Below are 23737 nucleotides of genomic sequence, written 5' to 3'. Positions count from 1 at the left end.
CGCTGCCGAGTGAAACGAGGCTGTGATATTCGATTTTGCTTTTCAAGAACAAGATCAAAAGATCGCAGCCTCGTTTCACTCGACAGCTCCTACAAGCCTTACAGATCCAACAATGAATCGGCCTTATCGCGAGGCCGTGATCAGCAGGTCGAACTCTTTGAGCAGCACCTGCAATTGACGATCTTTGCCCTGGACGTTACGGGCAGCGAAAACCATCTCGGCCATTTCCTGAATCCCCGAGGCATTGGGCAACGGTAGATCCTGCTCCAGGATCACTTTCATCCTCGGCAGGAAGATCCATTGCAGCCATTGCTCGAAATCCAGGGTGTCGACCGAAAAGGGCTCGACACTGGAAAGCGCTTCGACCGATGGAGAAACCTCGTCCCACCAGCCCTGAACACGCAACTCGCGCTCGATCAACAGCAACTGTTCGGCGATCTTCGGGAAGCGTTCGTCCATCACAGCGAAACCTTGGCCTTCTGACGGGCCAATGCGGCGCCAGCGGAATCGCCCTGTTTTTCACGCGCCTGAGCGATCAACCCCCACAAACTGGCCTGAAGATCCGGACGACCGTTGGCCATGGTCAGGCCACGTCGCGCGAACTGCTCAGCCTGTGCCGCATCGCCTTGGGCCATGCGGACCTGAGCCAGACGATAAAGCACCTGCGGTTCCCGAGGCGCCACTCGCTGAGCACGCTCAAGACTGGACGACGCACCGTTCAGATCACCACCGGCCTGTTGCTGCTGCGCGGTCGTCAACAGCGCCAATACCGGACCATCCAGTTGCTCATCAGCAGACAAGCCCCCTCCCGTACTGGCGGAGGGAATGCCGCTCGGCGTCGACGGCATGCTGTAGCTACCCTGATTGATCGGCGCCGACTGCACTGGCGAAGTGTCGATCGGCCCCGGAGTAATAGGGCCAGGCGTGATCGGCGACGTACTGATCGGCGCCGATGCTACCGCCCCGCCACCGGGCACCATGACCACTACACCGGTATCACCTTGCGGGATCGCCTGGGCCTGGGCTTGTGCAGGACGTTTCACTGTCGTCTGACGGAAACCGCCATTTGTCTGAATACGTTCGCTGTTCGACACGGCGCTGCCCGAATCCACTACCGGAATCGAACCACGCTGCACGGTGGAACAACCGCTGAGCAAAGCCACGGCGGTAACCGCTGGAATCAACCACTTGTTCACTTGAAACCCTCTTTGCTTAATTCATCCAGCCTTTGACCCAATCCATCACCGTTTCGCCAGAAGCAGGGCTTTCGCCACCGCAGGCGGCACCAGGAGGTGGTTCGCTGCCGCGAATATACGGCATCTGCACGACGCCTGGGCAGCTGGCATCCGAACCCTGTCCCGTGCGCGAATCGACCCACGCCTGCACGATGTTGTCGGGCTGCGGCATGTCCAACGGCAACGGATCGGCCTTGCGCATGAAACTGGACCAGACCTGCAATGCACCGGTAGCGCCGGTAAACGGCGTCTTGCCGTTATCATCGCGCCCCAACCACACCACCGCCAGCAAGTCCTGACTGAACCCTGCGAACCAGCTGTCTCGAGAGTCGTTACTGGTACCGGTCTTGCCGGCCAGCGTCAGGGTTTTCGGTAACACGTTGTAAACCGAACTGCCCGTACCTTCACGCATGACCCGCTGCATGGCGCTTTGAATCAGATAAATGGACGCCGGATCGAAGCGTTGCTCGATCTGGAACGGGTAACGCTTGAGCGGCTCGCCTTCAGCAGTCAGCACGCTACGAATCCCGCGCATCGGCGTATTGAAACCACCGTTGGCCAGGGTCTGATACATGGTCGCGACTTCGATCGGAGTCAAACCTCCCGCCCCGAGCAACATCGAAGGGAAAGCCGGAAATTCACGAGTCACTCCAAGGCGCGCCAGCGTCTTGAGCACGTTGGGTACACCCACCGCCAACCCAAGACGCGCGGTCGACAAGTTGTAGGAATGCGCCAACCCTTGATAAAGGAAAACCGTGCCATGGGAGCGGCGATCATAGTTCTGCGGCTTCCAGACCTGACCGTCAGCCCCCTTGACGGAAAAAGCATCATCGGACAGCCAACTGGTCAGCGTGTACTGGCTTGGCTTCTCAAGGGCGGTCAGATAAACCGCCGGCTTTATCAGCGAGCCAATCGGCCTGACCGCATCCAGTGCGCGGTTGAAACCGGCAAAACTGGCCTGCCGACTGCCGATCATGGCCTGGACTTCACCTGTTTCCGGGTTAGTCACGACCATGGCCGCTTCAACTTCATCGGCCCCTTTGCGCCCGGACAGACGCTTGAACGTATCGTTGACCGATGCTTCAGCTTTCATCTGCAGAATCGGGTCGAAACTGGTGAAAATCCGCAGGCCTTCCTCAGTCAAGTCTTCGTCACGATAATCCTGGCGCAGCTGACGCTTGACCAGATCGATGAAACCCGGGAACGAGCTATCAGCCAATCTGCCGCGCGTAGTCACACCCAGTGGCATTTTCTTCGCTGCAGCGACCTGTTCGGCGGTGGCAACGCCTTGCTGCTCAAGCACGTCGAGCACCAGATTTCGCCGCTCAAGCGCGCGCTCAGGATTGCGACGCGGGTTGTAATAGGACGGTCCCTTGACCATACCGACCAGCAACGCAACCTGATGCAGTTTCAGCTCGGACAACGGCTGCCCGAAGAAGAACTGACTGGCCAGGCCAAAACCGTGCACCGCGCGCTGCCCATCCTGACCGACGAACACTTCATTGAGGTACGCCTCAAGAATTTCCCGCTTGTCGTAATGCAACTCAAGCAACATCGCCATCATGGCTTCGGTGAGTTTGCGAGACAGGCTGCGCTCGCTGGTCAGGTAGAAGTTCTTGACCAATTGTTGCGTCAGCGTACTGCCGCCCTGCGTCATCCTGCCGCCAGAGGTGTTGACGTAAAGGGCTCGCATGATCGACTTGGGCGAAACGCCCCAGTGACTGTAGAAATCCCGGTCTTCAACTGCGACGAGGGTTTCCAGCAGGTACGGCGGGACCTGATCGATCTTGATCAGAATCCTGTCTTCGAGATTTTTCGGATAGATCCCACCGATCATCAGCGGCTCAAGCCGGACAACGGACAGCTTCGAACCGTTCGTCGCGGAGAGCTCGGCGACATAGTCACCCGAGAACCGGACACGCACCGGTTGGGCCTTCTCCATGCCTTCATAGAACTGGAAGCCACGGGTGTTCAGGTCGACAGTGTTGCCATTGACCGCCGCAGCGCCCGGCCCATTGCTCACGCTTTCGCGCCGGTAGCCCAAAGCGTCCAGTTCGGTGAGGAAATCTTCTTTGCTCAGCTTCTGGCCGGTGAACAGTTCCAGCGGGCGGGCGTAGACCTTGGCCGGGATTGTCCAGCGCTTGCCAGAGAACTTCTCCTGGACGATGGCGTCGAGGTAAACCGCGAAACCGGCGAGCACCACAAGGCCGACCAGACTGAGTTTAAGGGCCCATCCCAGCCAGGGGCGCATGCCCTTGGAAGGTGGTTTTTTTGGAGTGCGGGGGGATCGAGTACGAGTCATGGCGGCGGATTATACGCACTTTATTCATACTCAACAGAAGCCCTCCGAGGTTTGCGTCGGGCGGACTTGCGGCCATAATGGCGACCGTGAATTTTCCCAGACTCTGAAGGATCGCCTGTGAGCCAGTCCCTGATCGCTGCCCTGCAAAACCCGGCCCTCTACCCGCATCCCGTAGAAGGGTTCCAGGTCATCGAGACCCACATTTCCTGGGTCCTGCTCACCGGCCCGTTTGCTTATAAAGTGAAGAAGCCCATGAATTTCGGCTTCCTCGACTTCACCAGTCTCGACGCTCGCGAGCATTTTTGCGGCGAAGAGCTGCGACTTAACCAACGTTTGACCAGCGATTTGTATCTTGAAGTGTTGCCGATAACTGGCAGCGCAGATGCCCCCCAACTGGGTGGCGAAGGACCGGCCATCGAATTCGCCCTGAAAATGCGCCAGTTTCCGCAGGCTAATCTGCTGAGCACGCTGCAGGCCAATGGTGAACTGACCACCGCGCACATCGACGAGATGGCCGCGCAAATTGCTCATTTCCACCTCAACGCGCCGAAGGTCCCCGCCGAACATGAAGCCGGTCAGCCGGACAGCGTGATGGCCCCTGTCAGTCAGAACTTCGAGCAAATCCGTCCATTCCTCAGCGACAAGGCCGATCTGCTGCAACTTGATGCCCTTCAAGCCTGGGCGGAAAGCAGCTTCGAACGCCTCAAACCGCTGTTTGCCCAGCGCAAGGCCGACGGTTTTATCCGCGAATGCCACGGTGATATCCATCTGGGTAACGCCACCCTGATTGACGGCAAAGTCGTGATCTTCGACTGCATCGAATTTAACGAGCCGTTCCGCTTCACCGACGTCTACGCCGACACCGGTTTCCTGGCGATGGACCTTGAAGACCGCGGCCTGAAAAGTCTGGCGCGCCGTTTCATCAGCCAATACCTGGAACTGACTGGCGATTACCAGGGCCTTGAACTGCTGAACTTCTACAAGGCCTACCGCGCGCTGGTTCGTGCCAAGGTCACCCTGTTCAGCATGCCGGCCGAAGCCGACCCTGTGCAGCGCGCGACAACGCTGCGTCAATATCGCAACTACGCCAACCTGGCTGAAAGCTACAGCACCATTCCTTCGCGTTTCATGGCCATCACCCACGGTGTTTCTGCTGTCGGCAAGAGCCGTGTGGCAATGCGCCTGGTGGAAGCACTGGGCGCGATTCGCCTGCGCTCCGATGTGGAACGCAAGCGCCTGTTCGGCGAGCAGACCGTGACAAACGATCCGCATGCCGGCATTTATAGCGCCGACGCCAGCGCCGCAACCTATACACGCCTGCATGAAATCGCGGCCGTGATCCTGCGTGCCGGCTTCCCTGTCGTAGTCGACGCCACTTACCTCAAGCGTGAGCAACGCGACGGCGCAGCGAAAATCGCCGAGTCCACTGGCGCGCCATTTTTGATCCTTGATTGCAACGCCCCACAAGCGGTCATCGAGGGGTGGTTGGCATTGCGCCAAGCCGATAAAACCGACCCTTCCGACGCTGACCTCGCGGTAATCGCCGATCAGCAGGCCAATCGCGAAGCCCTGACACCTGCAGAGATTCTGTGCAGCAAACGAGTTCAAACCAACGAAAGCGGGACGCTCGACACTGTCGTAGCGCAAATTCGCCAGCGACTGCCCGGCCTGTAAGGATATTTCAGCCGTGGGGCCTGCGTGGCTTCACGGCTGTCAAATAGTGGCACTATACTGGCGTCATAAAACCAACAGGTGATGTGACATGAGCCAGCCCAAACTCCTCGACACTCCGCTTTATGCCTTGCTGCACAAAGACGACATCACAGGTTTCAACAATGAACGCCCCAAGGAAGGAACCATCGACATGATCGGTGGTGACTTCCGCGGCCTGGACCTGCGTGAGTTGAATGCCGAAGGTGTCGACTTCACCGACGCTTATTTTCGCTCCGCCGACTTGCGCGGCATCGACTTTCGCAAATCCTCACTCGAAGGCGCCAGCCTGGCCCACGCGCAGATTTCCGGTGCCTATTTCCCCGCAGAACTGAGTGCGGACGAGATCCTTATGTCGATGAACTTCGGAACCCGTCTGCGATATCGCACTCGCTAAAAACGACCTGTTAACCGAACGGTCCAGCGCCCCCGCTTTGCGCTGGACTATGGGTCGTAACATCCGATCCACTCGATTCCGGCACCCTCTTTCGATTCGATTCACGTATTTCCTTGGACTCGGCGCCAACGTTTCTTAGAAGCATTTGCCCTGAAACCGACCAAAGAATCACGCTTTTCCTACTGATGGCTACACTCCTGAGAAGCTTGCCCACGCACCATTCGGCCGTCGCAAGGAGGCTTGATGAATGATGAACTGCAACACCTGAAGAATCTTGGCAAGACGTCGGCGCAATGGCTGCATGCCGTGGGCATCCACAGCGCCTCGGACTTGCGTCGCCTCGGGGCGGTGGATGCCTATCGAGCCGTGCGTACGCGCGGGTTTCGGGCGTCCAAGGTGTTGTTGTATGCAATCGAAGGCGCCCTGATGGATGTGCACTGGAACGACATTCCTGCAGAACGAAAGGAAGCGTTGAACAAGCAACTGGAGGCTATTTCGTCCCGTCACAAAAATTGAATAGACGTGGAGCCCAATGATTACGGGCCTCTCGGATGATTTTCTGGGAAATTCAAAGGCAACGAAAAATCAGCTGTTGACATGGTAATGAGAATCGCTATGATTATCACAACCAGTCGCGAGACTGGTCGATATTTGAACAGCCCTTGGTTCGGACTCTCAGATATCTCCTCATCAGGCTAATCACGGTTATTTGACCCGGCTCTTGCCGGGTCTTTTTTTGCCTGTCAAAAAACCCCGTACAGACTTACTTCTTCGACGGCTTGCCGAACTGTTTTCGCATCTGCTCGCAGTAATCCGGGGTTGGCATTTTCGGGGTGTACCAAACGAAATCAGCCATCTGCGACGTGACCTCGCTACCCTGCTGAGCCAGCATCAATACTGTCGGCGCCTCGGGGGCTCCCAGATCGAGCAGATGAATAGGCACACCAACATCCTTGCGCGCATGAAAAGCTCCGGCATACAGCACCGAAGGCTCGGGGGCAGCGAGCAAGCGCTCGGCCATGCGTCGATCGCGCTGCTGCTGAACCGCCAGCATTGCCGGCATTTGCGACGCGGGTAACAGTCCACAATGCGAGTCGCTGACTTGTTTCAGAAGCTCGTCTCTCACGGACGATGCATTGGAACGCGAACCGCTCAGCGTGGGTGGGTTTGCGTAGATGGCACGGACTTCAGGCACGTCCAGATTTGCCGCCAGCAATGGGTACGGTTGAGTCAGGGAAAATCGAACGATAGGCCCGTACAGGTCCCACTCCCAGCCAGACTGCCAGGCCAGAGATCCAGGCAGATCCTTCGGCGGCGTCGCGGCGTGACGCACTTCATCAACACGAGGTTGCTGATCCGGTGTGAGCATCTCCAACAGCAAACTGCCCTGAGGCCGCCTATCCCCCAACGACTGCAACAACCACAACTGCAGCTCATGGTGATCGCGGTTGTCATGCTGCTCACCCACGATCAGTCGAGAAGACTTGGCCAACGCCGCAATCAGCGCCTGCGGCGTCACAGCCTGACCACTGTGCAAGTCGCGAATCTCACCCACCACAGGTGGCGGCGCCGAAACATGCGTACAGGCACTCAGCAATAACAATCCCAGTATCAGCATTACGCGCATGGATTCCCCCCAGTAACAGATCTAGCGGGCGATGATCAGCGGATGCCCACGTTCCGGGTGCTGCTGCACCAGCACTTCCAGACCGAACACTGCCTGGAGTCGATCAGGACGTAACACCCGTTCCGGCGTATCCAGCGCAACAGGTCGTCCGCCTTCGAGCAGCAACAGTCGATCACAATAGCGCGCTGCCAGGTTCAGATCATGCAGGATCACCATTACCGCCGCACCACGATCGGCGAATTCGCGCACAGCTTGCAGTGTGGTGTGCTGATGCAACGGATCGAGCATCGACGTGGGCTCGTCGAGCAGCAAGGTCTGCCCCGCTTCACCTGGCCAGAGCTGTGCCAACACCCGCGCCAGATGTATTCGCTGACGCTCACCTCCGGACAGCGCCAGGTAACTGCGGCCATGCAAATGCCCGGCATCGGCGGCGTTCAAGGCCGCCGCGACAATCTCGTCATCCCGGACACGACCACTCTGATAAGGCAAACGCCCCATGCCGACCACTTCTTCGACCCGAAAGGCAAAGTCCAGCGTCGACACCTGCGGCAATACCGCCAGACGCTGGGCTCGCAACGCCCCGGTCCAGTGACTCAACTCATGCTCACCCAGCCAGATGTTTCCGTGATCAGCCTTCAACTCGCCACACAAGGCGCCAAGCAAGGTGCTCTTGCCGGCACCGTTAGGTCCCAGCACACCCAGGACTTCCCCCGGTTTGAGTTCAAGCGTGATATCCATCAGCACGGTCTTGCGGCCGCGGCGGATTTGCAGATTTTGCGTTCGCAGCATCAGGCGCGTCCTCTGAGGAGCAGGTACAGAAAGAACGGAGCACCAATGAACGCCGTAACAATGCCAATGGGCAGCTCGGCAGGCGCCAGTGCCAGCCGCGCTACCAGGTCAGCAAACAGCAAGAGACTGGCGCCGGCCAACACCGAGGCGGGTAACAGCACTCGATGATCAGGTCCGGCCAGCAGACGCACCAGATGCGGCACCACCAACCCGACAAAGCCAATCATTCCTGCCGCCGCCACAGCTGCCCCTACTCCCAGCGCCGTGCAGAAGACCAGCTCGCGCTTGAGCCTTTCAACGTCAATGCCCAGGTGCCCGGCTTCGGACTCTCCCAGTAACAATGCATTCAAGGCTTTGGCACGACGTGGCAGCCACAGCGCCACACCGGCGCTGATCAACAGCAATGGCCAAAGTCGCGAATAACTGGCGCCGTTGAGGCTGCCCAGGTTCCAGAACGCCAGGGTACGCAGGGTGGCGTCGTCCGCCAGATAGGTGAAAAGCCCAACGGCAGATCCCGCCAGAGCAGTCAAAGCAATGCCTGCCAACAACATTGTTGCAACGTTGGTCTGACCGTTACGCCGACCCAGCCGATACACCAGCGCCGTCACACCCAGGCCGCCGAGAAAGGCACACAGCGATAACAGGTAAGGCCCGAAAGCCTCCGGCAGACCGCCAAACGCCGAACCACCGACAATGGCAATCGCCGCGCCGAGCGCCGCGCCGCTGGAAACGCCCACCAACCCCGGATCGGCCAGTGGGTTACGAAAGAGACCCTGCATGGCCACGCCGGACAACGCCAGCACGCCTCCCACCGCCAAACCCAACAACGTTCGCGGCAGGCGTATTTGCCCAAGGATCAGCTCCGCCTGCTCCAGCCCGTCTGGCGCAATGGGCAGGCCGATCATGCGTAACGCTACGCGCAATGTGTCGAGCAACGGCAGACTGACCGGCCCAAGCGCCAGCGACAACCAGATCGCCAATAAGCACAGCAGGCTCAGGCCAATGAACAATGCACGCGGTTTAACCAGAACCGTCATTGTTTGGCGGTGCCGGGGAAGAAACCGTCAGACAGTTTTTTCAGTTCATCGGGTAACCGCGGCCCCAGCCCGCCGACCAGTAACGTCGGATCGAGCTCGATGACGCGCCCGTCCTTGGCCGCACGTGTCGAAGACAGAATAGGGTTTTCTTTAAACAAGGCGGCACGCGCCTCTTCGCCACTCAGCGCGCGATCGGCAAACACCAGCACTTCCGGGTCCAGGCTGATCAGGGATTCGACGGAAAACGGCTTGTACCCGGTATGCGTCGCCAGGTTATGCCCACCGGCGCGTTGCAGGAGCCAATCCGCGCTGGTGTCTTTGCCGGCGATCAGTGGCTTGCCGCCCGCGTGACCGATCAGCACCAGCACACCCGGTGACGGCTGACTCAACTGCGCCTTGGTGACCCGGACCTTTTGTTGATCAAGCTGTTGCTGGTAAGCCTGAAACAGTTTCGAAGCCCGGCCTTCGGCACCCAGCAACTTGCCCAAATGCTCCAGGTTACTCTGCAAGGCAGGCAAATCAGGCTGGGCTGAGAACAGCTCGACCTGCACTCCCGCGTTGCGGATCTGCGACAGTATCGGCGGTGGCCCCATTTCTTCGGTGCCGACCAATATTTGCGGGCGCAGGCTTAAAATGCCTTCAGCCGACAATTGCCGCTGGTAACCGATACTCGGCAGTGCCTTGAGTGCCTCCGGGTGCTGGCTGGTGGTGTCGACGCCGACCAACTTCGACTCACCACCCAGCGCGCTGACCCACTCCGACAGGGCGCCACCGGCACTGACCCAACGTTGTGGCAACTCGGTTGCGGCAACGTGGTGGCTGGCGAGGAGGCCAACACAGAGCGCAGCAGCGCGGGGACTCAGGCGCATAAACAGCTTCCTTTAAAGTTTTTCCAGGCGTGGAGCTGACAGGCCAAGTATTCTCGGCGTCGGCACCTGCACCCAACGGGCGGAGCCGGCATTTGATAATTGTTTGCATTTGAACGTCAAGCTCTGACATATCCAGTCACGAGCAGGCGTGCTTGAGGATAGACATGAAGTTTCTTTGTGCGGGCCTGGAGCTCGCCGATTCCAGCAGTCGTGGCTTTGACATTGACGGCCAGAAGCTCCTTGCGGTGCGCCGAAGTGGACAGGTTTATGTCTACCTCAACCGTTGCCCGCATCGTGGCGTCGGACTGGAATGGCAACCCGACCAGTTTCTTGATCCGAGCAACAGCCTGATCCAGTGCGCCACCCACGGCGCACTGTTTCTGATCGAAGACGGCGAGTGCGTCGCCGGCCCGTGTTCCGGACAATTTCTGACCAGCGTCCCTAGTCTCGAAGATGAACAAGGCATCTGGATCAGCCTTTAATCTTCAAGCATTAGTTCCAGACGTCGATCGACCACCATTTCTTCATGACTCAATCTCACACCGTATGCCAGCACCTCGACCCCGCACGCCACCGCTTCGCGCAACGCTGCCGCATAAGCCGAATCGATTTCGTGCGCAGGACGCACGGCATCAATGCCACTCAGGTTCACGCAATACAGCTGCACCGCGCGGATCCCGTCCCGAGCCAGGTGTGCCAGCTCGCGCAAATGCTTGGCACCCCGCTGGGTTACCGCATCGGGAAACGCAGCCACCGATGAGCCATCAAAGCCCAGCGTGACGCTCTTGACTTCCACATAGGCCGGCCCAGTCGGGTAATCGAGACGGAAATCGATGCGACTGCTTTCCTGGCCGTAAGCCACTTCGCGCTTGAGCTCGGTGAAGCCGTTCAGTTCGGTGATGACCCCGGCACGCAATGCCTCCTCGATCAAACCATTGGCGCGCCCGGTGTTCACGCAAAACAGCCGGCCCTGCGGGGTTTCGCCGATTTCCCAGGTGCCGGGCAACTTGCGCTTCGGGTCATTGGAGCGGCTGAACCAGACCTGCCCGCCCTCAACCTGGCAATTGAGCATCGAGCCGGTGTTCGGGCAATGAATGGTCAGCAACTCGCCGTCTACAGTTTCGATGTCAGCGAGGAAGCGCTTGTAACGGCGAATCAGGCGACCTTCTTCAAGGGGAGGATGAAAACGCATCAGCCTTGCCAGCTCCGCAATCCGCGGGCGATCCGCTCGACCGCTTCCTGCAGCCGAGGAAGGCTTTGGGTGTAAGCAAATCGCACGTGATGGCCGGCCTGATAACGACCGAAATCCAGACCCGGGGTGATCGCAACATGTTCGGTTTCGAGAAAATGACGACAGAACGCGAAGGCATCGCCGCCGAACTTGGTGATATCTGCATACAAATAGAACGCGCCTTCAGGTTCTACAGCGATACCGAAACCTAGCTCGCGCAACGCAGGCAGCAGGAAATCACGACGACGACCAAACTCGGCGCGGCGCTCTTCGAGGATGCTGATGGTGGCAGGCTCAAAACAAGCCAGCGCCGCATGCTGGGCCATACTCGGGGCGCTGATGTAGAGGTTTTGAGCGAGCTTCTCCAGTTCGCCGACGGCTGCCTCCGGGGCAACCAGCCAACCCAGGCGCCACCCGGTCATGCCGAAATACTTTGAAAAACTATTAAGCACGAACGCGCTGTCGTCGACTTCGAGCACGCTGGCGGCGTCGGTGCCGTAAGTCAGGCCGTGATAGATCTCGTCAACCACCAGATGTCCGTGTCGCGCCTTGATTGCAGCGGACAAGCCCGCCAGCTCATCGCGGGTCAGAATGGTCCCGGTCGGGTTGGCAGGCGAGGCCACGAGGGCACCGACACTGTCATGGTCCCAATGACGAGCCACAAGGTCAGGTGTCAATTGATATCGCACCTCCGGGCCGACGGGCACTAACTGCGCCGCACCTTCCACCAGTCGCAGGAAATGCCGGTTACACGGGTAACCTGGATCCGCCAACAGCCAATGTTTGCCCGGGTCCACCAACAGGGCGCTGGCCAGCAGCAGCGCCCCGGAACCACCGGGTGTGATGAGAATTCGCTGCGGATCGATGTTCAATCCATACCGCTGTTGATAAAAACCCGAAATGGCTTCACGCAGTTCGGGAATACCCCGTGCGGCGGTGTAACGGGTCTTTCCGGCCGTGAGTGCAGCCTGGCCCGCCTGAATAATCGGTTCGGCGGTGGTGAAGTCAGGCTCGCCGATTTCCAGGTGGATCACATCGTGGCCGGCGGCCTGCAATTCATTGGCCCGCGCTAACAGCGCCATCACATGAAAGGGTTCGATCGCGCGACTGCGGGCACTGTAGGACTGAGCCATTGGCCTTCCTTCAACGGTAAAAAGAACTGATTCTACCCAAGCACTGGAACGAGCGAGAACCTAAAGCGGTCAGACGCTCATAACGCCGGTCCCAAACGACTCAAGCGTGTATCCCAGGTTTGACTAAAATCAATATTTGATCAGGTCTCCAGCACCACCAGACAAGGCTTTGCAACTATTTGCAAGAGCATCGGGCCATTACCTCGACATCCGGGAGTAGCGCGGTCCGATTTGATCTGGTAAGTTCGCCCGCTTGCAGCCGCAGGGCCGGCAGGTGTCGGTGATGGAGCAATCCTGCGCAATGGATTACAAGAGTAGAGGCGGTCCATTTCATGCCCACCCAAGCAAAGCAGCAAAACCAGTCGATCAGCGGCTTCGAACCCTACAAAGAAGTGAAGGGTGAGGAATACATGGGCAAGCCCATGCGCGCGCACTTCACCAAGATCCTGAACAAGTGGAAACAGGACTTGATGCAGGAAGTCGACCGTACGGTTGATCACATGAAGGACGAAGCGGCCAACTTCCCGGACCCGGCAGACCGTGCCAGCCAGGAAGAAGAATTCAGCCTCGAACTGCGTGCCCGCGACCGCGAGCGCAAGTTGATCAAGAAAATCGACAAGACCCTGCAGTTGATCGAAGACGAAGAGTATGGCTGGTGCGAGTCCTGCGGCGTCGAGATTGGCGTCAAGCGACTGGAAGCCCGCCCTACCGCCGATATGTGCGTTGACTGCAAGACCCTGGCGGAAATCAAGGAAAAGCAAGTCGGCAAGTAATGTCGACCTGAACGAAAAACGGAGCGTGCGAACGCTCCGTTTTTGTTTCCAAAATTCAAACCAGCAGGCCTCCCTTGAGGGAGCGGACCTTCGTGGCGAGGGGATTTATCCCCGTGGGTCGCGTAGCGGCCCCAAACTCTGTAATCGCGATGCATCAGATAGAGCGCATTTACTGGTTTGCGACTGCTTCGCAGCAGAACGGGGTGGTGCGGCATTCCGATAAATCCCCTCGCCACGAAGGCCACCGCCCTCAAGTGATTTGCGTCTGGCCCAACAACATAGATCGCCTTTATGACCGCCACCTCCTACATCGGCCGCTTCGCCCCCACGCCCAGCGGACATCTGCATTTCGGCTCGCTGGTCGCAGCGCTGGCCTCGTACCTCGACGCCCGCTCGGTGGGCGGTCAGTGGTTGATGCGGATGGAGGACCTCGATCCGCCTCGGGAAGAGCCCGGCGCTCAGGCTGCAATACTCAAGGCCCTGGAGAGCTACGGTTTCGAGTGGGACGGCGAAATGATCCGCCAAAGCGACCGGCACGACGCCTATGCCGAAGTCCTCAATCGTCTGTTTAACCACGGCCTGGCTTACGCCTGCACCTGCTCGCGCAAACAACTGGAGCCTTATCACGGCATTTATCCAGGATTCTGCCGCAATGCCGGGCACAGCACTGAAAACGCAGCAATACGATTGCGAGTACCCGAACTGGAATACCACTTTATAGACCGCGTGCAAGGCGAGTATCGCCAGCACCTGGGTCGTGACGTCGGTGATTTCGTGATTCGCCGCCGCGACGGACTCTATGCCTATCAACTCGCGGTGGTGCTGGACGACGCCTGGCAAGGCATCACTGATATTGTCCGTGGCGCCGACCTGCTGGACTCCACACCCCGGCAGCTCTACCTGCAAGAGCTGCTCGGCTTGCGGCAACCGAAATACCTGCATATCCCGCTGATCACTCAGCCCGATGGCAACAAGCTCGGCAAGTCCTACCGCTCTCCGCCCCTGACAGCCGATCAGGCAACACCTTTGTTGCTGCGTGCCCTGCGCGCGCTCGGGCAAAATCCGGGGACCGAATTGTTGTACGCAACGCCCAGGGAAGTGCTGGACTGGGCCATTGGCCACTGGGATGCACTGCTGATCCCGCGAACACTTGACCTTCCCGAAGCGCAACTGCAGTGATCGCACTTGCAGTGGCGCGCCCATCCGTTACCATCGCCGCACGTTTTCGGGCACGCGCATAAAAAAGAGAGGCCGGGATGTACATCTATCGCTTGGTCCTGCTCCTGGTAGTGGGGATTTATCTGTTCTCCCCAGCCATCATGGATTGGTGGATCGACGCCACCGGTGCCTGGTATCGCCCTTATCTGCTCTGGCTGATTCTGATCGTCGTGACCTTCATCCTGCAGAGCCAAAAAGATGCCGATGAGCTTTAGCCTGACCCAGATGATCCTGATCAGCGCCGCCTACCTGGCCGTGCTGTTCGGCGTAGCCTGGATCAGCGAACGGGGCATGATCCCCCGGGCGATCATTCGCCACCCACTGACATACACCCTGTCGCTGGGTGTTTACGCCAGTGCCTGGGCTTTTTACGGCACCGTGGGCCTGGCCTATCAATACGGTTACGGTTTCCTGTCCAGCTATCTCGGTGTTTCGGGCGCTTTCCTGCTGGCGCCGGTGCTGCTGTATCCGATCCTGAAAATCACCCGCACCTATCAATTGTCTTCGCTGGCGGACTTGTTTGCGTTCCGCTTTCGCAGCACGTGGGCCGGAGCACTGACGACGATTTTCATGTTGATTGGCGTGCTGCCGTTGCTGGCGTTGCAGATTCAGGCCGTGGCCGACTCCATCGGCATTCTCACTCGCGAGCCGGTCCAACATCGCGTGGCACTGAGCTTCTGTGCGCTGATTACCCTGTTCACCATTTTCTTCGGCTCACGCCATATCGCTACCCGCGAAAAACACGAAGGCCTGGTGTTCGCGATTGCCTTCGAGTCGGTAATCAAACTGATCGCCATTGGCGGCGTCGGCCTCTATGCGCTGTACGGCGTGTTCGATGGTCCGCAGCAACTTGAGCTTTGGCTGCTGCAAAACCAGACGGCGCTGGCTGCCCTGCATACACCGTTGCAGGAAGGTCCGTGGCGCACGCTGCTGCTGGTGTTCTTTGCCTCGGCGATCGTGATGCCGCACATGTATCACATGACGTTTACCGAGAACCTCAACCCTCGCTCGCTGGTCAGTGCGAGCTGGGGTTTGCCATTGTTTCTTCTGCTGATGAGCCTGGCCGTCCCGCTGATTCTCTGGGCCGGGCTGAAGCTTGGCGCCACCACTAACCCGGAATACTTCACCCTGGGAATCGGTATTGCCGCCAACAGCAAGGCTTTGGCACTGCTGGCGTATGTCGGCGGATTATCGGCCGCCAGCGGATTGATCATTGTCACTACCCTGGCGCTGTCCGGGATGGCACTCAACCACCTGGTGCTGCCGCTCTACCAGCCGCCGGCCGAAGGCAACATTTATCGCTGGCTGAAGTGGACGCGACGCGCGCTGATCGTCGCCATCATCATGGCCGGTTACGGTTTCTATCTGCTGCTCGGCGCCGAGCAGGATCTGGCCAACCTTGGCATCGTCGCGTTTGTGGCGACATTGCAGTTCCTGCCAGGTGTGCTGTCGGTCCTGTACTGGCCGACCGCCAACCGTCGCGGCTTTATCGCCGGTTTGCTGGCCGGGATCCTGGTGTGGCTGGTGACGATGCTGTTGCCGCTGGTCGGCAATTTGCAGGGCTTCTATATTCCGCTCCTGAACATGATTTACGTGCTGGACGACACCAGTTGGCACATGGCGGCCATCGCTTCGCTGGCTGCCAACGTCCTGATGTTCACGCTGATTTCACTGTTCACCAATGCCAGTCCTGAAGAAGCCAGCGCTGCAGAAGCCTGCGCTGTGGACAACGTCCGCCGACCGCAACGTCGCGAATTGCACGCCGCCTCTCCACAAGAATTTGCCACCCAACTGGCCAAACCATTGGGTGCGAAGGCTGCCCAAAAGGAAGTCGAGCAGGCGTTGCGCGATCTCTACCTGCCATTCGATGAGCGCCGCCCGTACGCGTTGCGCCGTTTAAGGGATCGGATCGAGGCCAACCTGTCTGGCCTGATGGGGCCGAGCGTCGCTCAGGACATGGTCGAAACCTTCCTGCCTTACAAGGCCGGCGGCGAAAACTACGTGACTGAAGACATTCACTTCATCGAAAGCCGTTTAGAGGATTACCACTCGCGTCTGACCGGGCTGGCAGCGGAACTGGACGCTTTGCGTCGTTACCACCGCCAGACGTTGCAAGAGTTGCCGATGGGTGTCTGCTCCCTCGCCAAGGACCAGGAAATCCTGATGTGGAACAAAGCCATGGAGGAGCTCACCGGAATTGCCGCCCAACGCGTGGTCGGTTCACGCCTGAGCACCATTGCCGATCCATGGAAAGAACTGCTGCAAGGCTTCATCAACCTGCCGGACGAGCACTTGCACAAACAGCATCTCGCGCTCGACGGCCAGACCCGCTGGCTCAATCTGCACAAAGCCGCCATCGATGAGCCCCTCGCGCCGGGTAACAGTGGCCTGGTGCTGTTGGTAGAAGACCTGACTGAAACCCAGATGCTCGAAGACAAACTGGTGCACTCCGAGCGTCTGGCCAGTATTGGTCGACTCGCCGCCGGCGTGGCCCACGAGATTGGCAACCCGATCACCGGTATCGCCTGCCTGGCGCAGAACCTGCGCGAAGAGCGTGAGGACGATAGTGAGCTGAAGGAAATCAGCGGCCAGATTCTCGAGCAAACCAAGCGGGTGTCGCGCATCGTTCAGTCACTGATGAGCTTCGCCCATGCCGGCAGCCACCAGCACAGCGACGAGCCCGTCTGTCTGGCGGAAGTCGCCCAGGACGCGATAGGCCTGCTGGCCCTCAACAGACGCAATTTCGAAGTGCAGTTCTACAACCTGTGCGACCCCGATCACTGGGTCGAAGGCGATCCGCAGCGACTCGCCCAGGTCTTGATCAACTTGCTCTCAAACGCCCGCGACGCCTCGCCTCCCGGCAGTGCAGTGCGCGTTAAAAGCGAAGCCGGCGAGCACACGGTCGACCTGATCGTGGAAGACGAAGGCAGTGGCATTCCGAAGAACATCATGGACCGATTGTTCGAACCTTTCTTCACCACCAAGGACCCTGGCGAAGGCACCGGTCTGGGCCTTGCACTGGTCTATTCCATCGTTGAAGAGCATTATGGACAAATCACCATCGACAGCCCGGCTGATGTTCAAAGCCAACGCGGCACCCGTATTCGGGTGACCTTGCCGCGTCATGTCGAAGCGACGTCCGCTGTGAACTGAGACCGTCGAGAGTATCGAATCAATGCCGCACATTTTGATCGTCGAAGACGAAACAATTATCCGCTCCGCCTTGCGCCGCCTGCTGGAACGTAACCAGTACCAGGTCAGCGAAGCCGGTTCTGTGCAGGAAGCACAAGAACGTTTCACTATCCCCACGTTCGACCTGATCGTCAGCGACCTGCGTTTACCAGGCGCGCCGGGCACCGAGCTGATCAAGCTCGGCCAAGGTACGCCGGTGCTGATCATGACCAGCTACGCCAGCCTGCGCTCAGCGGTCGACTCGATGAAGATGGGCGCGGTGGACTACATCGCCAAGCCTTTCGATCACGATGAAATGCTTCAGGCAGTCGCAAGAATCCTGCGTGATCGGCAATCGGTGCAAAGCACTGCGGGTGAGCTTGCCAGTGCCAAGGCGGGCAATGGCACGGCAAAAACAGGTGTCGACAACAGCAATGGCGAAATCGGCATCATCGGTTCGTGCCCCCCGATGCAGGATCTGTACAGCAAGATCCGCAAAGTGGCCCCGACTGACTCAAATGTCCTGATCCAGGGCGAATCCGGCACCGGTAAAGAACTGGTGGCACGGGCGCTGCACAACCTGTCCAAACGTGCCAAGGCACCGATGATTTCGGTGAACTGCGCAGCCATTCCGGAAAGCCTGATCGAGTCCGAGCTGTTCGGCCACGAAAAAGGTGCGTTTACCGGTGCCAGCGCCGGTCGCGCCGGCCTGGTGGAAGCTGCCGATGGCGGCACGCTGTTCCTCGACGAAATTGGCGAACTGCCACTGGAAGCTCAGGCTCGTCTATTGCGCGTATTGCAGGAAGGCGAGATTCGCCGAGTCGGTTCCGTGCAATCGCAGAAAGTCGACGTGCGACTGATCGCTGCGACTCACCGGGACCTCAAGAGCCTGGCGAAGATCGGCCAGTTCCGTGAAGACTTGTTTTACCGCCTCCACGTCATCGCCCTGAAATTGCCAGCGCTGCGCGAGCGTGGTGCAGACGTCAACGAAATCGCCACTGCTTTCCTGGCGCGACAAAGTGCGCGAGTCAACCGCACCGACCTGAAGTTTGCGCCGGATGCCGAGCAAGCGATTCGTCACTATTCATGGCCGGGTAACGTTCGTGAACTGGAAAACGCTGTAGAGCGCGCCGTCATACTTTGCGAAAGCCCGGAGATTTCCGCTGAACTGCTGGGGATCGACATCGAACTGAATGATCTGGATGACGATGAGTTCATCGGCCTCGCACCCCAACAGGGCGGCAGCGCCAGTAACACCAGTCATGAGCCTACGGAAGACCTGTCACTGGAAGACTACTTCCAGCACTTCGTACTCGAGCATCAGGACCATATGACCGAGACCGAGCTGGCCCGCAAACTCGGGGTCAGTCGTAAATGCCTGTGGGAACGTCGTCAGCGCCTGGGCATTCCACGGCGCAAGACCGGTGTGGCCAGCGAAAGCTGAACGTCACCTTTCGAATGTGCAGGTAACAGCTGATTGTGTGAAAAAACTGTTACCTCAGGTTTTTCACGTAACAGAAGCCGGGGCTTACGGTAACGAAGCCCCGGCTTTTTTTGACCTCGCAAATACCCGCGCCAGTGCCTAACCCCTTGTTTTGCTGGGCTTCGCAAAAGTTGGCACGCACCCTGCTATATGTTTGGTACAAGAACAATAACAAGCAATGCACAAGACAATAAAAATAAGACGAATCGACTCACGCACAATAAAAACAAGACGGCGAGAGGCGCAGCTAACTGATTCTTTTGGAGAGGCGTTGTATTTGGGGCTTGCCCCACGACCAGGCCGAGAACAACAAAAACTGTCCTAAGACAGAGCCTGAACTGGTTGGATCGATAGATCACTGCAGCACAGCGACCAAAGCAATCCGTTTGCTCTTGGCTCCCGATTGGGAGGGTCATGAAGGAAAATCTCCATGACGAGGGCACTTAACAAAAACAAAAAGCCCGAAACCAATAATAAAAATAGAGCATGCAACTACTTCTTGGGGAGCTTCGGCTCCCCTTGTAGTTTCCGGGATTTGACGATCATGCGGCCCCTGTCGTCGCTGTCCGATCATTCGCCCTTCATCCCGTTGCGCAGCTTCCTACACCATCCCCCGACTAAATGCTAGAATCCCCGCCCATCATGCGGTCATTCTTCGTTATGGCCGAACATTCCTTCAAACAGTGCATCCCATGCTGAAGAAGTTGTTCCAGTCATTCCGTTCTCCCAAGCGTCATACGCAACACATTCGCAGTACGCCTGAAGTGCTCAACAGCAGCCAACATTCGCTGCAGAAGTCGCAATTCAGCCGATACGCAGTGAATATCGTCGAACGCCTGCAGAACGCCGGTTACCAGGCCTATCTGGTTGGCGGCTGTGTGCGCGACATGATGCTCGGCATCACGCCAAAAGATTTCGACGTCGCCACCAGTGCAACACCTGAACAGGTCAGAGCTGAATTCCGCAACGCGCGGATTATCGGCCGTCGCTTCAAATTGGTGCATATCCATTTTGGCCGCGAAATCATCGAGGTCGCGACCTTCCGCGCCAATCACCCGCAAAACGATGAAGAAGAAGACAGCAACCAGTCCTCACGCAACGAGAGCGGGCGCATCCTTCGCGACAACGTTTACGGGACCCTGGAAGAAGACGCGCAGCGCCGCGATTTCACCATCAACGCCCTGTATTACGATCCGGTCAGTGAGCGCATTCTCGACTACGCCAACGGCGTTCACGATATTCGCAATCATCTGATCCGACTGATCGGCGATCCAAAGCAGCGCTACCAGGAAGACCCGGTGCGGATGCTGCGCGCCGTGCGTTTCGCCGCCAAGTTGAATTTCGGCATCGAAAAGCACAGCGCCGCGCCGATCCGCGAACTCGCCCCGATGCTTCGGGAGATACCGTCGGCTCGTCTGTTCGAAGAAGTCCTCAAGTTGTTCCTCTCCGGCCATGCCGCAGACACCTTCGAAATGCTGGTGGATTTGCAGCTGTTCGACCCGCTGTTCCCGGCCAGTGCCGAAGCGTTGGAATACAACCCGACCTACACGCACACACTGATCAGCGAAGCCTTGATCAACACTGACCTGCGCATCAAGCAGAACAAACCGGTGACCCCGGCGTTCCTGTTTGCAGCGCTGTTGTGGCCTGCATTGCCGGCGCGCGTGCTGCGTCTGCAAGAGCGTGGCATGCCACCGATACCGGCGATGCAGGAAGCCGCTCACGAACTGATTGCTGAACAGTGTCAGCGCATCGCGATTCCGAAGCGCTTTACCATGCCAATCCGCGAGATCTGGGACATGCAGGAGCGCTTGCCACGGCGCAGCGGCAAACGTGCCGACCTGTTGCTCGATAACCCACGATTCCGGGCCGGTTATGACTTTCTGCTGTTGCGTGAGAGCGCCGGGGAACAAACCGATGGCCTCGGTGAATGGTGGACCGATTATCAGGACGCCAACGACAGCGAGCGCCGTGACATGATCCGCGACCTCAGTGGTAAAGACGAAGGCACCGGTGCGCCGCGCAAACGACGCCGTAGCGGTGGCGCAAAGCGCAAGCGTACAGCCGACGCACCGAGCACCACGGGCGAGTAACTCATGGAACGCATCTACATCGGCATGGGCAGCAATCTGGCTGACCCCGCCGAACAATTGCGCAGCGCGGTCGACGCGCTGGCGCAACTGCCATGCACCGAACTGGTCGCCGTTTCCGCGTTTTATCAAAGCGATTCATTGCTGCCCGGCCAACCGCGTTACACCAACGCGGTTGCGGCCCTCGACAGCCTGCTCCCGCCATTGGAGCTACTGGATGCGCTGCAAGCCATCGAGAATGACCAGGGGCGCGAACGCCTCGAACGTTGGGGGCCACGAACGCTGGATCTCGATATCGTGCTGTTCGGCGATCGACTGATCGACGAGCCTCGCCTCAAAGTCCCCCACTACCATATGCAGGAACGCGCGTTCGTTCTGTATCCGCTGGCCGAACTGGCGCCTGCAGACCTGCGCTTGGCCGATGGCCGGGTACTTGGCGAATTACTCCAGGCTTGCCCGTTTGTCGGGCTGGAGCGCATTCCCCAAAATTGATGAAATCCCTCTGCAGGAGCAATGCTTGCTCGCGATAGCTGACTGAAATACGGCACGCATGTCGACTGACACGTCACTATCACGAGCAAGCTTTGTTCCTATAGAAACGCGGAGCCCCCCCTTATGCCGCCGCCGCATCCCGTCTGCTGAATCGCATCAGTTACGCCGGTAACACCTCATGCGTAACAATGCGGTAACACACGCAATTGACTTCCCGAGTTCTCCTCACGACTATAGGCGTCCCGTTGCCGCCAACACGGCGTTGAAGGGCGCAATCCAGGCCTTAAAAGCACGACAACAGACCGTGCGCCTGTATTTAACGAAGAATCACGCGCGTTACTCGCAGTAGTTTTCACAGCGCCTGAATGAGGAACTTTTCATGCCAGCCATTACCCTGACCACCCTGCAAGGTCTCAAGCAAAAAGGTGAAAAAATCACCATGCTGACCTGCTATGACGCGACCTTCGCCCACGCCTGCAATCAGGCTGGCGTCGAAGTGCTGTTGGTGGGTGACTCCCTCGGCATGGTTTTGCAGGGTCATGACAGCACGCTGCCGGTGACCACCGCTGAGATGGCTTACCACGTGGCGTGCGTCAAACGCGGCAACACCGACGCATTGATCCTCGCCGACCTGCCTTTCATGGCCTACGCCACCACTGAACAAGCCATGACCAACAGCGCGCTGTTGATGCAGGCCGGTGCGCACATGATCAAGGTTGAAGGGGCATTGTGGCTTGCGGACTCGATTCGCTTGCTGGCCGAGCGTGGCATCCCCGTCTGCGCTCACATGGGACTGACACCTCAATCAGTGAACATCCTGGGCGGCTACAAAGTTCAGGGACGTAACGAAAACCAGGCGCGACAAATGCGTGCCGATGCGATCTCGCTGGAACAAGCCGGCGCAGCGATGCTGCTGCTTGAATGCGTCCCGAGCGAGCTGGCCGAAGAAATTACCCAGGCAGTGAAGATCCCGGTTATCGGCATCGGCGCAGGCAGCGCCACAGATGGCCAGGTATTGGTGATGCACGACATGCTGGGGTTGTCGATTACAGGTCGCATGCCAAAATTCGTGAAAAACTTCATGGCCGGTCAGACCAGCATTGATGCGGCGTTGACTGCCTACGTCACTGACGTCAAAGCGGCGACCTTCCCAGGTATCGAACACGGATTCTCTGCATGAACACCGTAAAAACCGTACGCGAACTTCGAGCCGCCGTCGCCCGCGCCCGTAGCGAAGGCAAGCGCATCGGCTTCGTGCCCACCATGGGCAACTTGCACAGCGGCCATATCGCGCTGATCACCAAAGCCACTCAACGAGTGGATTTCGTGGTCGCGAGCATCTTCGTCAACCCGTTGCAATTTGGGGCCGGCGAAGACCTCGACAAATACCCGAGAACCCTCGCTGCGGATCAGGAAAAACTGCTCCAGGCGGGCTGCCATTTGCTGTTCGCGCCAAGCGTTGAAGAGATGTACCCGGACGGCATGCAAGGTCAGACCCGCGTCAGTGTTCCACAGCTCTCCGAAGGCCTGTGCGGCGCCAGTCGTCCCGGTCACTTCGAAGGCGTGGCGACAGTGGTCAGCAAGCTGTTCAACATGGTCCAGCCGGACCTGGCGATCTTTGGCCAGAAAGACTTCCAGCAATTGGCCGTGATCAAGTCCCTGGTTCATGACCTGAACATGCCTGTGCAGATCATTGGCGAGCCTACTGTTCGTGCAGCCGATGGCCTGGCGCTTTCCTCGCGTAATGGCTTTCTCAATGAACAACAGCGCTCCGTTGCACCCGTGGTGTATCAAGGCCTGACGCAAATTGGCGGGGCGATCAAACAGGGCGACAGGGATTTCCCGGCGCTCATCGATGCCCAGATCAAACAGCTGGAAACCGCCGGGCTGCGTCCGGATTACCTGGAAATACGTGAAGCGCGGACCTTGCGTCCGGCAACCCCGGAGGATCGGGACCTGGTCATTCTGGTAGCCGCGTATCTGGGGACAACGCGCCTGATCGACAACCTGCACATCAACCTCGACGCCACGGCGTAGAAAGTGCGGTCGGTCATCCAGCATGATGCTGGATGACCCAGCAGATTCGCGCCTGCTTTCACATCGAATCTGGTTCAGCTTTCCCCTACTCGGTTCAGGTCGCCTGACCGAGCCAAAACCCGCACATCCTTCCGTTTGTCGGC

Annotated in this window: 22 protein-coding genes; 13 read left to right on the top strand and 9 right to left on the bottom strand. The window is 58.5% G+C overall.

All coding sequences use genetic code 11. The features are described 5' to 3' along the window. Positions 1-123: 123 nt before the first annotated feature. From GBC55_RS12925 to mrcB, 3 genes are read right to left on the bottom strand one after another with little or no spacing between them, the layout of a single operon-like run. Entirely contained in the window at positions 124-459 is a 336-nt protein-coding gene (locus GBC55_RS12925; protein WP_162437837.1) for a YqcC family protein, read from the bottom strand. Then, the gene (locus GBC55_RS12920; RefSeq protein ID WP_162437836.1) at positions 459-1196 is read right to left on the bottom strand and encodes a hypothetical protein; all 738 of its coding nucleotides are present in this window, start codon (positions 1194-1196) and stop codon (positions 459-461) included. Before GBC55_RS12920 ends, GBC55_RS12925 begins: the two co-directional genes overlap by 1 nt. Before the next feature lie 16 nt (positions 1197-1212). Next, entirely contained in the window at positions 1213-3537 is a 2325-nt protein-coding gene (mrcB, locus tag GBC55_RS12915) for a penicillin-binding protein 1B (RefSeq protein WP_162437835.1), read from the bottom strand. A gap of 117 nt (positions 3538-3654) precedes the next feature. On the opposite strand from mrcB, the gene GBC55_RS12910 reads away from it, so the two are divergent. From GBC55_RS12910 to GBC55_RS12900, 3 genes are all read left to right on the top strand, one after another. After that, on the top strand, positions 3655-5211 hold the full coding sequence (locus GBC55_RS12910) for a bifunctional aminoglycoside phosphotransferase/ATP-binding protein (protein ID WP_162437834.1): 1557 nt from the start codon (positions 3655-3657) through the stop codon (positions 5209-5211). A gap of 88 nt (positions 5212-5299) precedes the next feature. Next, positions 5300-5644 (top strand): pentapeptide repeat-containing protein, encoded by a 345-nt coding sequence (locus GBC55_RS12905; protein WP_162437833.1) that lies wholly within the window; start codon positions 5300-5302, stop codon positions 5642-5644. A 243-nt stretch (positions 5645-5887) separates the two neighbouring features. Beyond that, positions 5888-6160: a TfoX/Sxy family protein gene (locus GBC55_RS12900; RefSeq protein ID WP_007971093.1), complete on the top strand. Its 273-nt coding sequence runs from the start codon at positions 5888-5890 to the stop codon at positions 6158-6160. Between the two features lie 247 nt (positions 6161-6407). Here the strand turns inward: GBC55_RS12900 and GBC55_RS12895 are convergent, their stop codons facing one another. From GBC55_RS12895 to GBC55_RS12880, 4 genes are read right to left on the bottom strand one after another with little or no spacing between them, the layout of a single operon-like run. Next, positions 6408-7271 carry a ChaN family lipoprotein gene (locus GBC55_RS12895; RefSeq protein ID WP_162437832.1) on the bottom strand — a complete coding sequence of 288 codons (864 nt, stop codon included), beginning with the start codon at positions 7269-7271 and terminating at the stop codon, positions 6408-6410. A 21-nt stretch (positions 7272-7292) separates the two neighbouring features. Next, a complete protein-coding gene (locus tag GBC55_RS12890; RefSeq protein WP_162437831.1) occupies positions 7293-8060 on the bottom strand; it encodes a heme ABC transporter ATP-binding protein in 768 nt (255 codons plus the stop codon). Next, positions 8060-9097: an iron chelate uptake ABC transporter family permease subunit gene (locus GBC55_RS12885; RefSeq protein WP_162437830.1), complete on the bottom strand. Its 1038-nt coding sequence runs from the start codon at positions 9095-9097 to the stop codon at positions 8060-8062. Before GBC55_RS12885 ends, GBC55_RS12890 begins: the two co-directional genes overlap by 1 nt. After that, a complete protein-coding gene (locus tag GBC55_RS12880; protein WP_162437829.1) occupies positions 9094-9966 on the bottom strand; it encodes an ABC transporter substrate-binding protein in 873 nt (290 codons plus the stop codon). Before GBC55_RS12880 ends, GBC55_RS12885 begins: the two co-directional genes overlap by 4 nt. A gap of 164 nt (positions 9967-10130) precedes the next feature. Between GBC55_RS12880 and GBC55_RS12875 the strand changes: the two genes are divergently transcribed. Then, positions 10131-10448, top strand: coding sequence for a Rieske (2Fe-2S) protein (locus tag GBC55_RS12875; RefSeq protein WP_162437828.1), 318 nt, complete (start codon positions 10131-10133; stop codon positions 10446-10448). Here the strand turns inward: GBC55_RS12875 and sfsA are convergent. Together sfsA and GBC55_RS12865 are read right to left on the bottom strand one after the other, a co-directional pair. Beyond that, complete coding sequence (gene sfsA / locus GBC55_RS12870) at positions 10445-11158, bottom strand: DNA/RNA nuclease SfsA (protein ID WP_162437827.1); 714 nt, start codon at positions 11156-11158, stop codon at positions 10445-10447. The genes GBC55_RS12875 and sfsA overlap by 4 nt on opposite strands. Next, positions 11158-12330, bottom strand: coding sequence for a pyridoxal phosphate-dependent aminotransferase (locus GBC55_RS12865; RefSeq protein WP_162437826.1), 1173 nt, complete (start codon positions 12328-12330; stop codon positions 11158-11160). The genes sfsA and GBC55_RS12865 overlap by 1 nt, the downstream gene beginning before the upstream one ends. A 332-nt stretch (positions 12331-12662) precedes the next feature. Here GBC55_RS12865 and dksA point away from each other — a divergent pair, with 332 nt between their 5' ends. The 9 genes from dksA (at position 12663) to panC (ending at position 23594) form a co-directional block, all read left to right on the top strand. Beyond that, positions 12663-13103, top strand: coding sequence for an RNA polymerase-binding protein DksA (dksA, locus tag GBC55_RS12860; RefSeq protein WP_007902025.1), 441 nt, complete (start codon positions 12663-12665; stop codon positions 13101-13103). Positions 13104-13394: 291 nt separating this feature from the next. Further along, positions 13395-14282 carry a tRNA glutamyl-Q(34) synthetase GluQRS gene (gene gluQRS / locus GBC55_RS12855; RefSeq protein ID WP_162437825.1) on the top strand — a complete coding sequence of 296 codons (888 nt, stop codon included), beginning with the start codon at positions 13395-13397 and terminating at the stop codon, positions 14280-14282. A 77-nt stretch (positions 14283-14359) separates the two neighbouring features. After that, entirely contained in the window at positions 14360-14536 is a 177-nt protein-coding gene (locus GBC55_RS12850) for a hypothetical protein (protein ID WP_003176118.1), read from the top strand. Beyond that, on the top strand, positions 14520-17474 hold the full coding sequence (locus GBC55_RS12845) for a sensor histidine kinase (protein WP_162437824.1): 2955 nt from the start codon (positions 14520-14522) through the stop codon (positions 17472-17474). Before GBC55_RS12850 ends, GBC55_RS12845 begins: the two co-directional genes overlap by 17 nt. 22 nt (positions 17475-17496) lie before the next feature. Continuing rightward, positions 17497-18936, top strand: a complete 1440-nt coding sequence (locus GBC55_RS12840; protein WP_162437823.1) for a sigma-54 dependent transcriptional regulator — start codon at positions 17497-17499, stop codon at positions 18934-18936. A gap of 731 nt (positions 18937-19667) precedes the next feature. Continuing rightward, positions 19668-21068: a polynucleotide adenylyltransferase PcnB gene (locus tag GBC55_RS12835; RefSeq protein WP_162437822.1), complete on the top strand. Its 1401-nt coding sequence runs from the start codon at positions 19668-19670 to the stop codon at positions 21066-21068. 3 nt (positions 21069-21071) lie between these two features. Continuing rightward, positions 21072-21557 (top strand): 2-amino-4-hydroxy-6-hydroxymethyldihydropteridine diphosphokinase, encoded by a 486-nt coding sequence (folK, locus tag GBC55_RS12830; RefSeq protein WP_162437821.1) that lies wholly within the window; start codon positions 21072-21074, stop codon positions 21555-21557. A gap of 379 nt (positions 21558-21936) precedes the next feature. Further along, entirely contained in the window at positions 21937-22737 is an 801-nt protein-coding gene (gene panB / locus GBC55_RS12825; RefSeq protein ID WP_162437820.1) for a 3-methyl-2-oxobutanoate hydroxymethyltransferase, read from the top strand. Next, a complete protein-coding gene (gene panC, locus GBC55_RS12820) occupies positions 22734-23594 on the top strand; it encodes a pantoate--beta-alanine ligase (protein WP_162437819.1) in 861 nt (286 codons plus the stop codon). Before panB ends, panC begins: the two co-directional genes overlap by 4 nt. Positions 23595-23737: the final 143 nt, after the last annotated feature.

It is taken from the genome of Pseudomonas sp. TNT3, from assembly GCF_010095445.2.
Classification (GTDB): domain Bacteria; phylum Pseudomonadota; class Gammaproteobacteria; order Pseudomonadales; family Pseudomonadaceae; genus Aquipseudomonas.
The sequence above is the reverse complement of the archived record's forward strand: the minus strand, read 5'-3'. Positions and strand labels throughout refer to the sequence as shown.

Coding starts and splice junctions, on each gene's coding strand:
- GBC55_RS12890 (WP_162437831.1), bottom strand. CDS start 8,060: ATGCTGCGAACGCAAAATCTGCAAATCCGCCGCGGCCGCAAGACCGTG.
- mrcB (WP_162437835.1), bottom strand. CDS start 3,537: ATGACTCGTACTCGATCCCCCCGCACTCCAAAAAAACCACCTTCCAAG.
- panC (WP_162437819.1), top strand. CDS start 22,734: ATGAACACCGTAAAAACCGTACGCGAACTTCGAGCCGCCGTCGCCCGC.
- GBC55_RS12905 (WP_162437833.1), top strand. CDS start 5,300: ATGAGCCAGCCCAAACTCCTCGACACTCCGCTTTATGCCTTGCTGCAC.
- GBC55_RS12885 (WP_162437830.1), bottom strand. CDS start 9,097: ATGACGGTTCTGGTTAAACCGCGTGCATTGTTCATTGGCCTGAGCCTG.
- GBC55_RS12875 (WP_162437828.1), top strand. CDS start 10,131: ATGAAGTTTCTTTGTGCGGGCCTGGAGCTCGCCGATTCCAGCAGTCGT.
- GBC55_RS12840 (WP_162437823.1), top strand. CDS start 17,497: ATGCCGCACATTTTGATCGTCGAAGACGAAACAATTATCCGCTCCGCC.
- GBC55_RS12845 (WP_162437824.1), top strand. CDS start 14,520: ATGCCGATGAGCTTTAGCCTGACCCAGATGATCCTGATCAGCGCCGCC.
- GBC55_RS12900 (WP_007971093.1), top strand. CDS start 5,888: ATGAATGATGAACTGCAACACCTGAAGAATCTTGGCAAGACGTCGGCG.
- GBC55_RS12880 (WP_162437829.1), bottom strand. CDS start 9,966: ATGCGCCTGAGTCCCCGCGCTGCTGCGCTCTGTGTTGGCCTCCTCGCC.
- GBC55_RS12925 (WP_162437837.1), bottom strand. CDS start 459: ATGGACGAACGCTTCCCGAAGATCGCCGAACAGTTGCTGTTGATCGAG.
- GBC55_RS12835 (WP_162437822.1), top strand. CDS start 19,668: ATGCTGAAGAAGTTGTTCCAGTCATTCCGTTCTCCCAAGCGTCATACG.
- sfsA (WP_162437827.1), bottom strand. CDS start 11,158: ATGCGTTTTCATCCTCCCCTTGAAGAAGGTCGCCTGATTCGCCGTTAC.
- dksA (WP_007902025.1), top strand. CDS start 12,663: ATGCCCACCCAAGCAAAGCAGCAAAACCAGTCGATCAGCGGCTTCGAA.
- folK (WP_162437821.1), top strand. CDS start 21,072: ATGGAACGCATCTACATCGGCATGGGCAGCAATCTGGCTGACCCCGCC.
- panB (WP_162437820.1), top strand. CDS start 21,937: ATGCCAGCCATTACCCTGACCACCCTGCAAGGTCTCAAGCAAAAAGGT.
- gluQRS (WP_162437825.1), top strand. CDS start 13,395: ATGACCGCCACCTCCTACATCGGCCGCTTCGCCCCCACGCCCAGCGGA.
- GBC55_RS12895 (WP_162437832.1), bottom strand. CDS start 7,271: ATGCGCGTAATGCTGATACTGGGATTGTTATTGCTGAGTGCCTGTACG.
- GBC55_RS12865 (WP_162437826.1), bottom strand. CDS start 12,330: ATGGCTCAGTCCTACAGTGCCCGCAGTCGCGCGATCGAACCCTTTCAT.
- GBC55_RS12850 (WP_003176118.1), top strand. CDS start 14,360: ATGTACATCTATCGCTTGGTCCTGCTCCTGGTAGTGGGGATTTATCTG.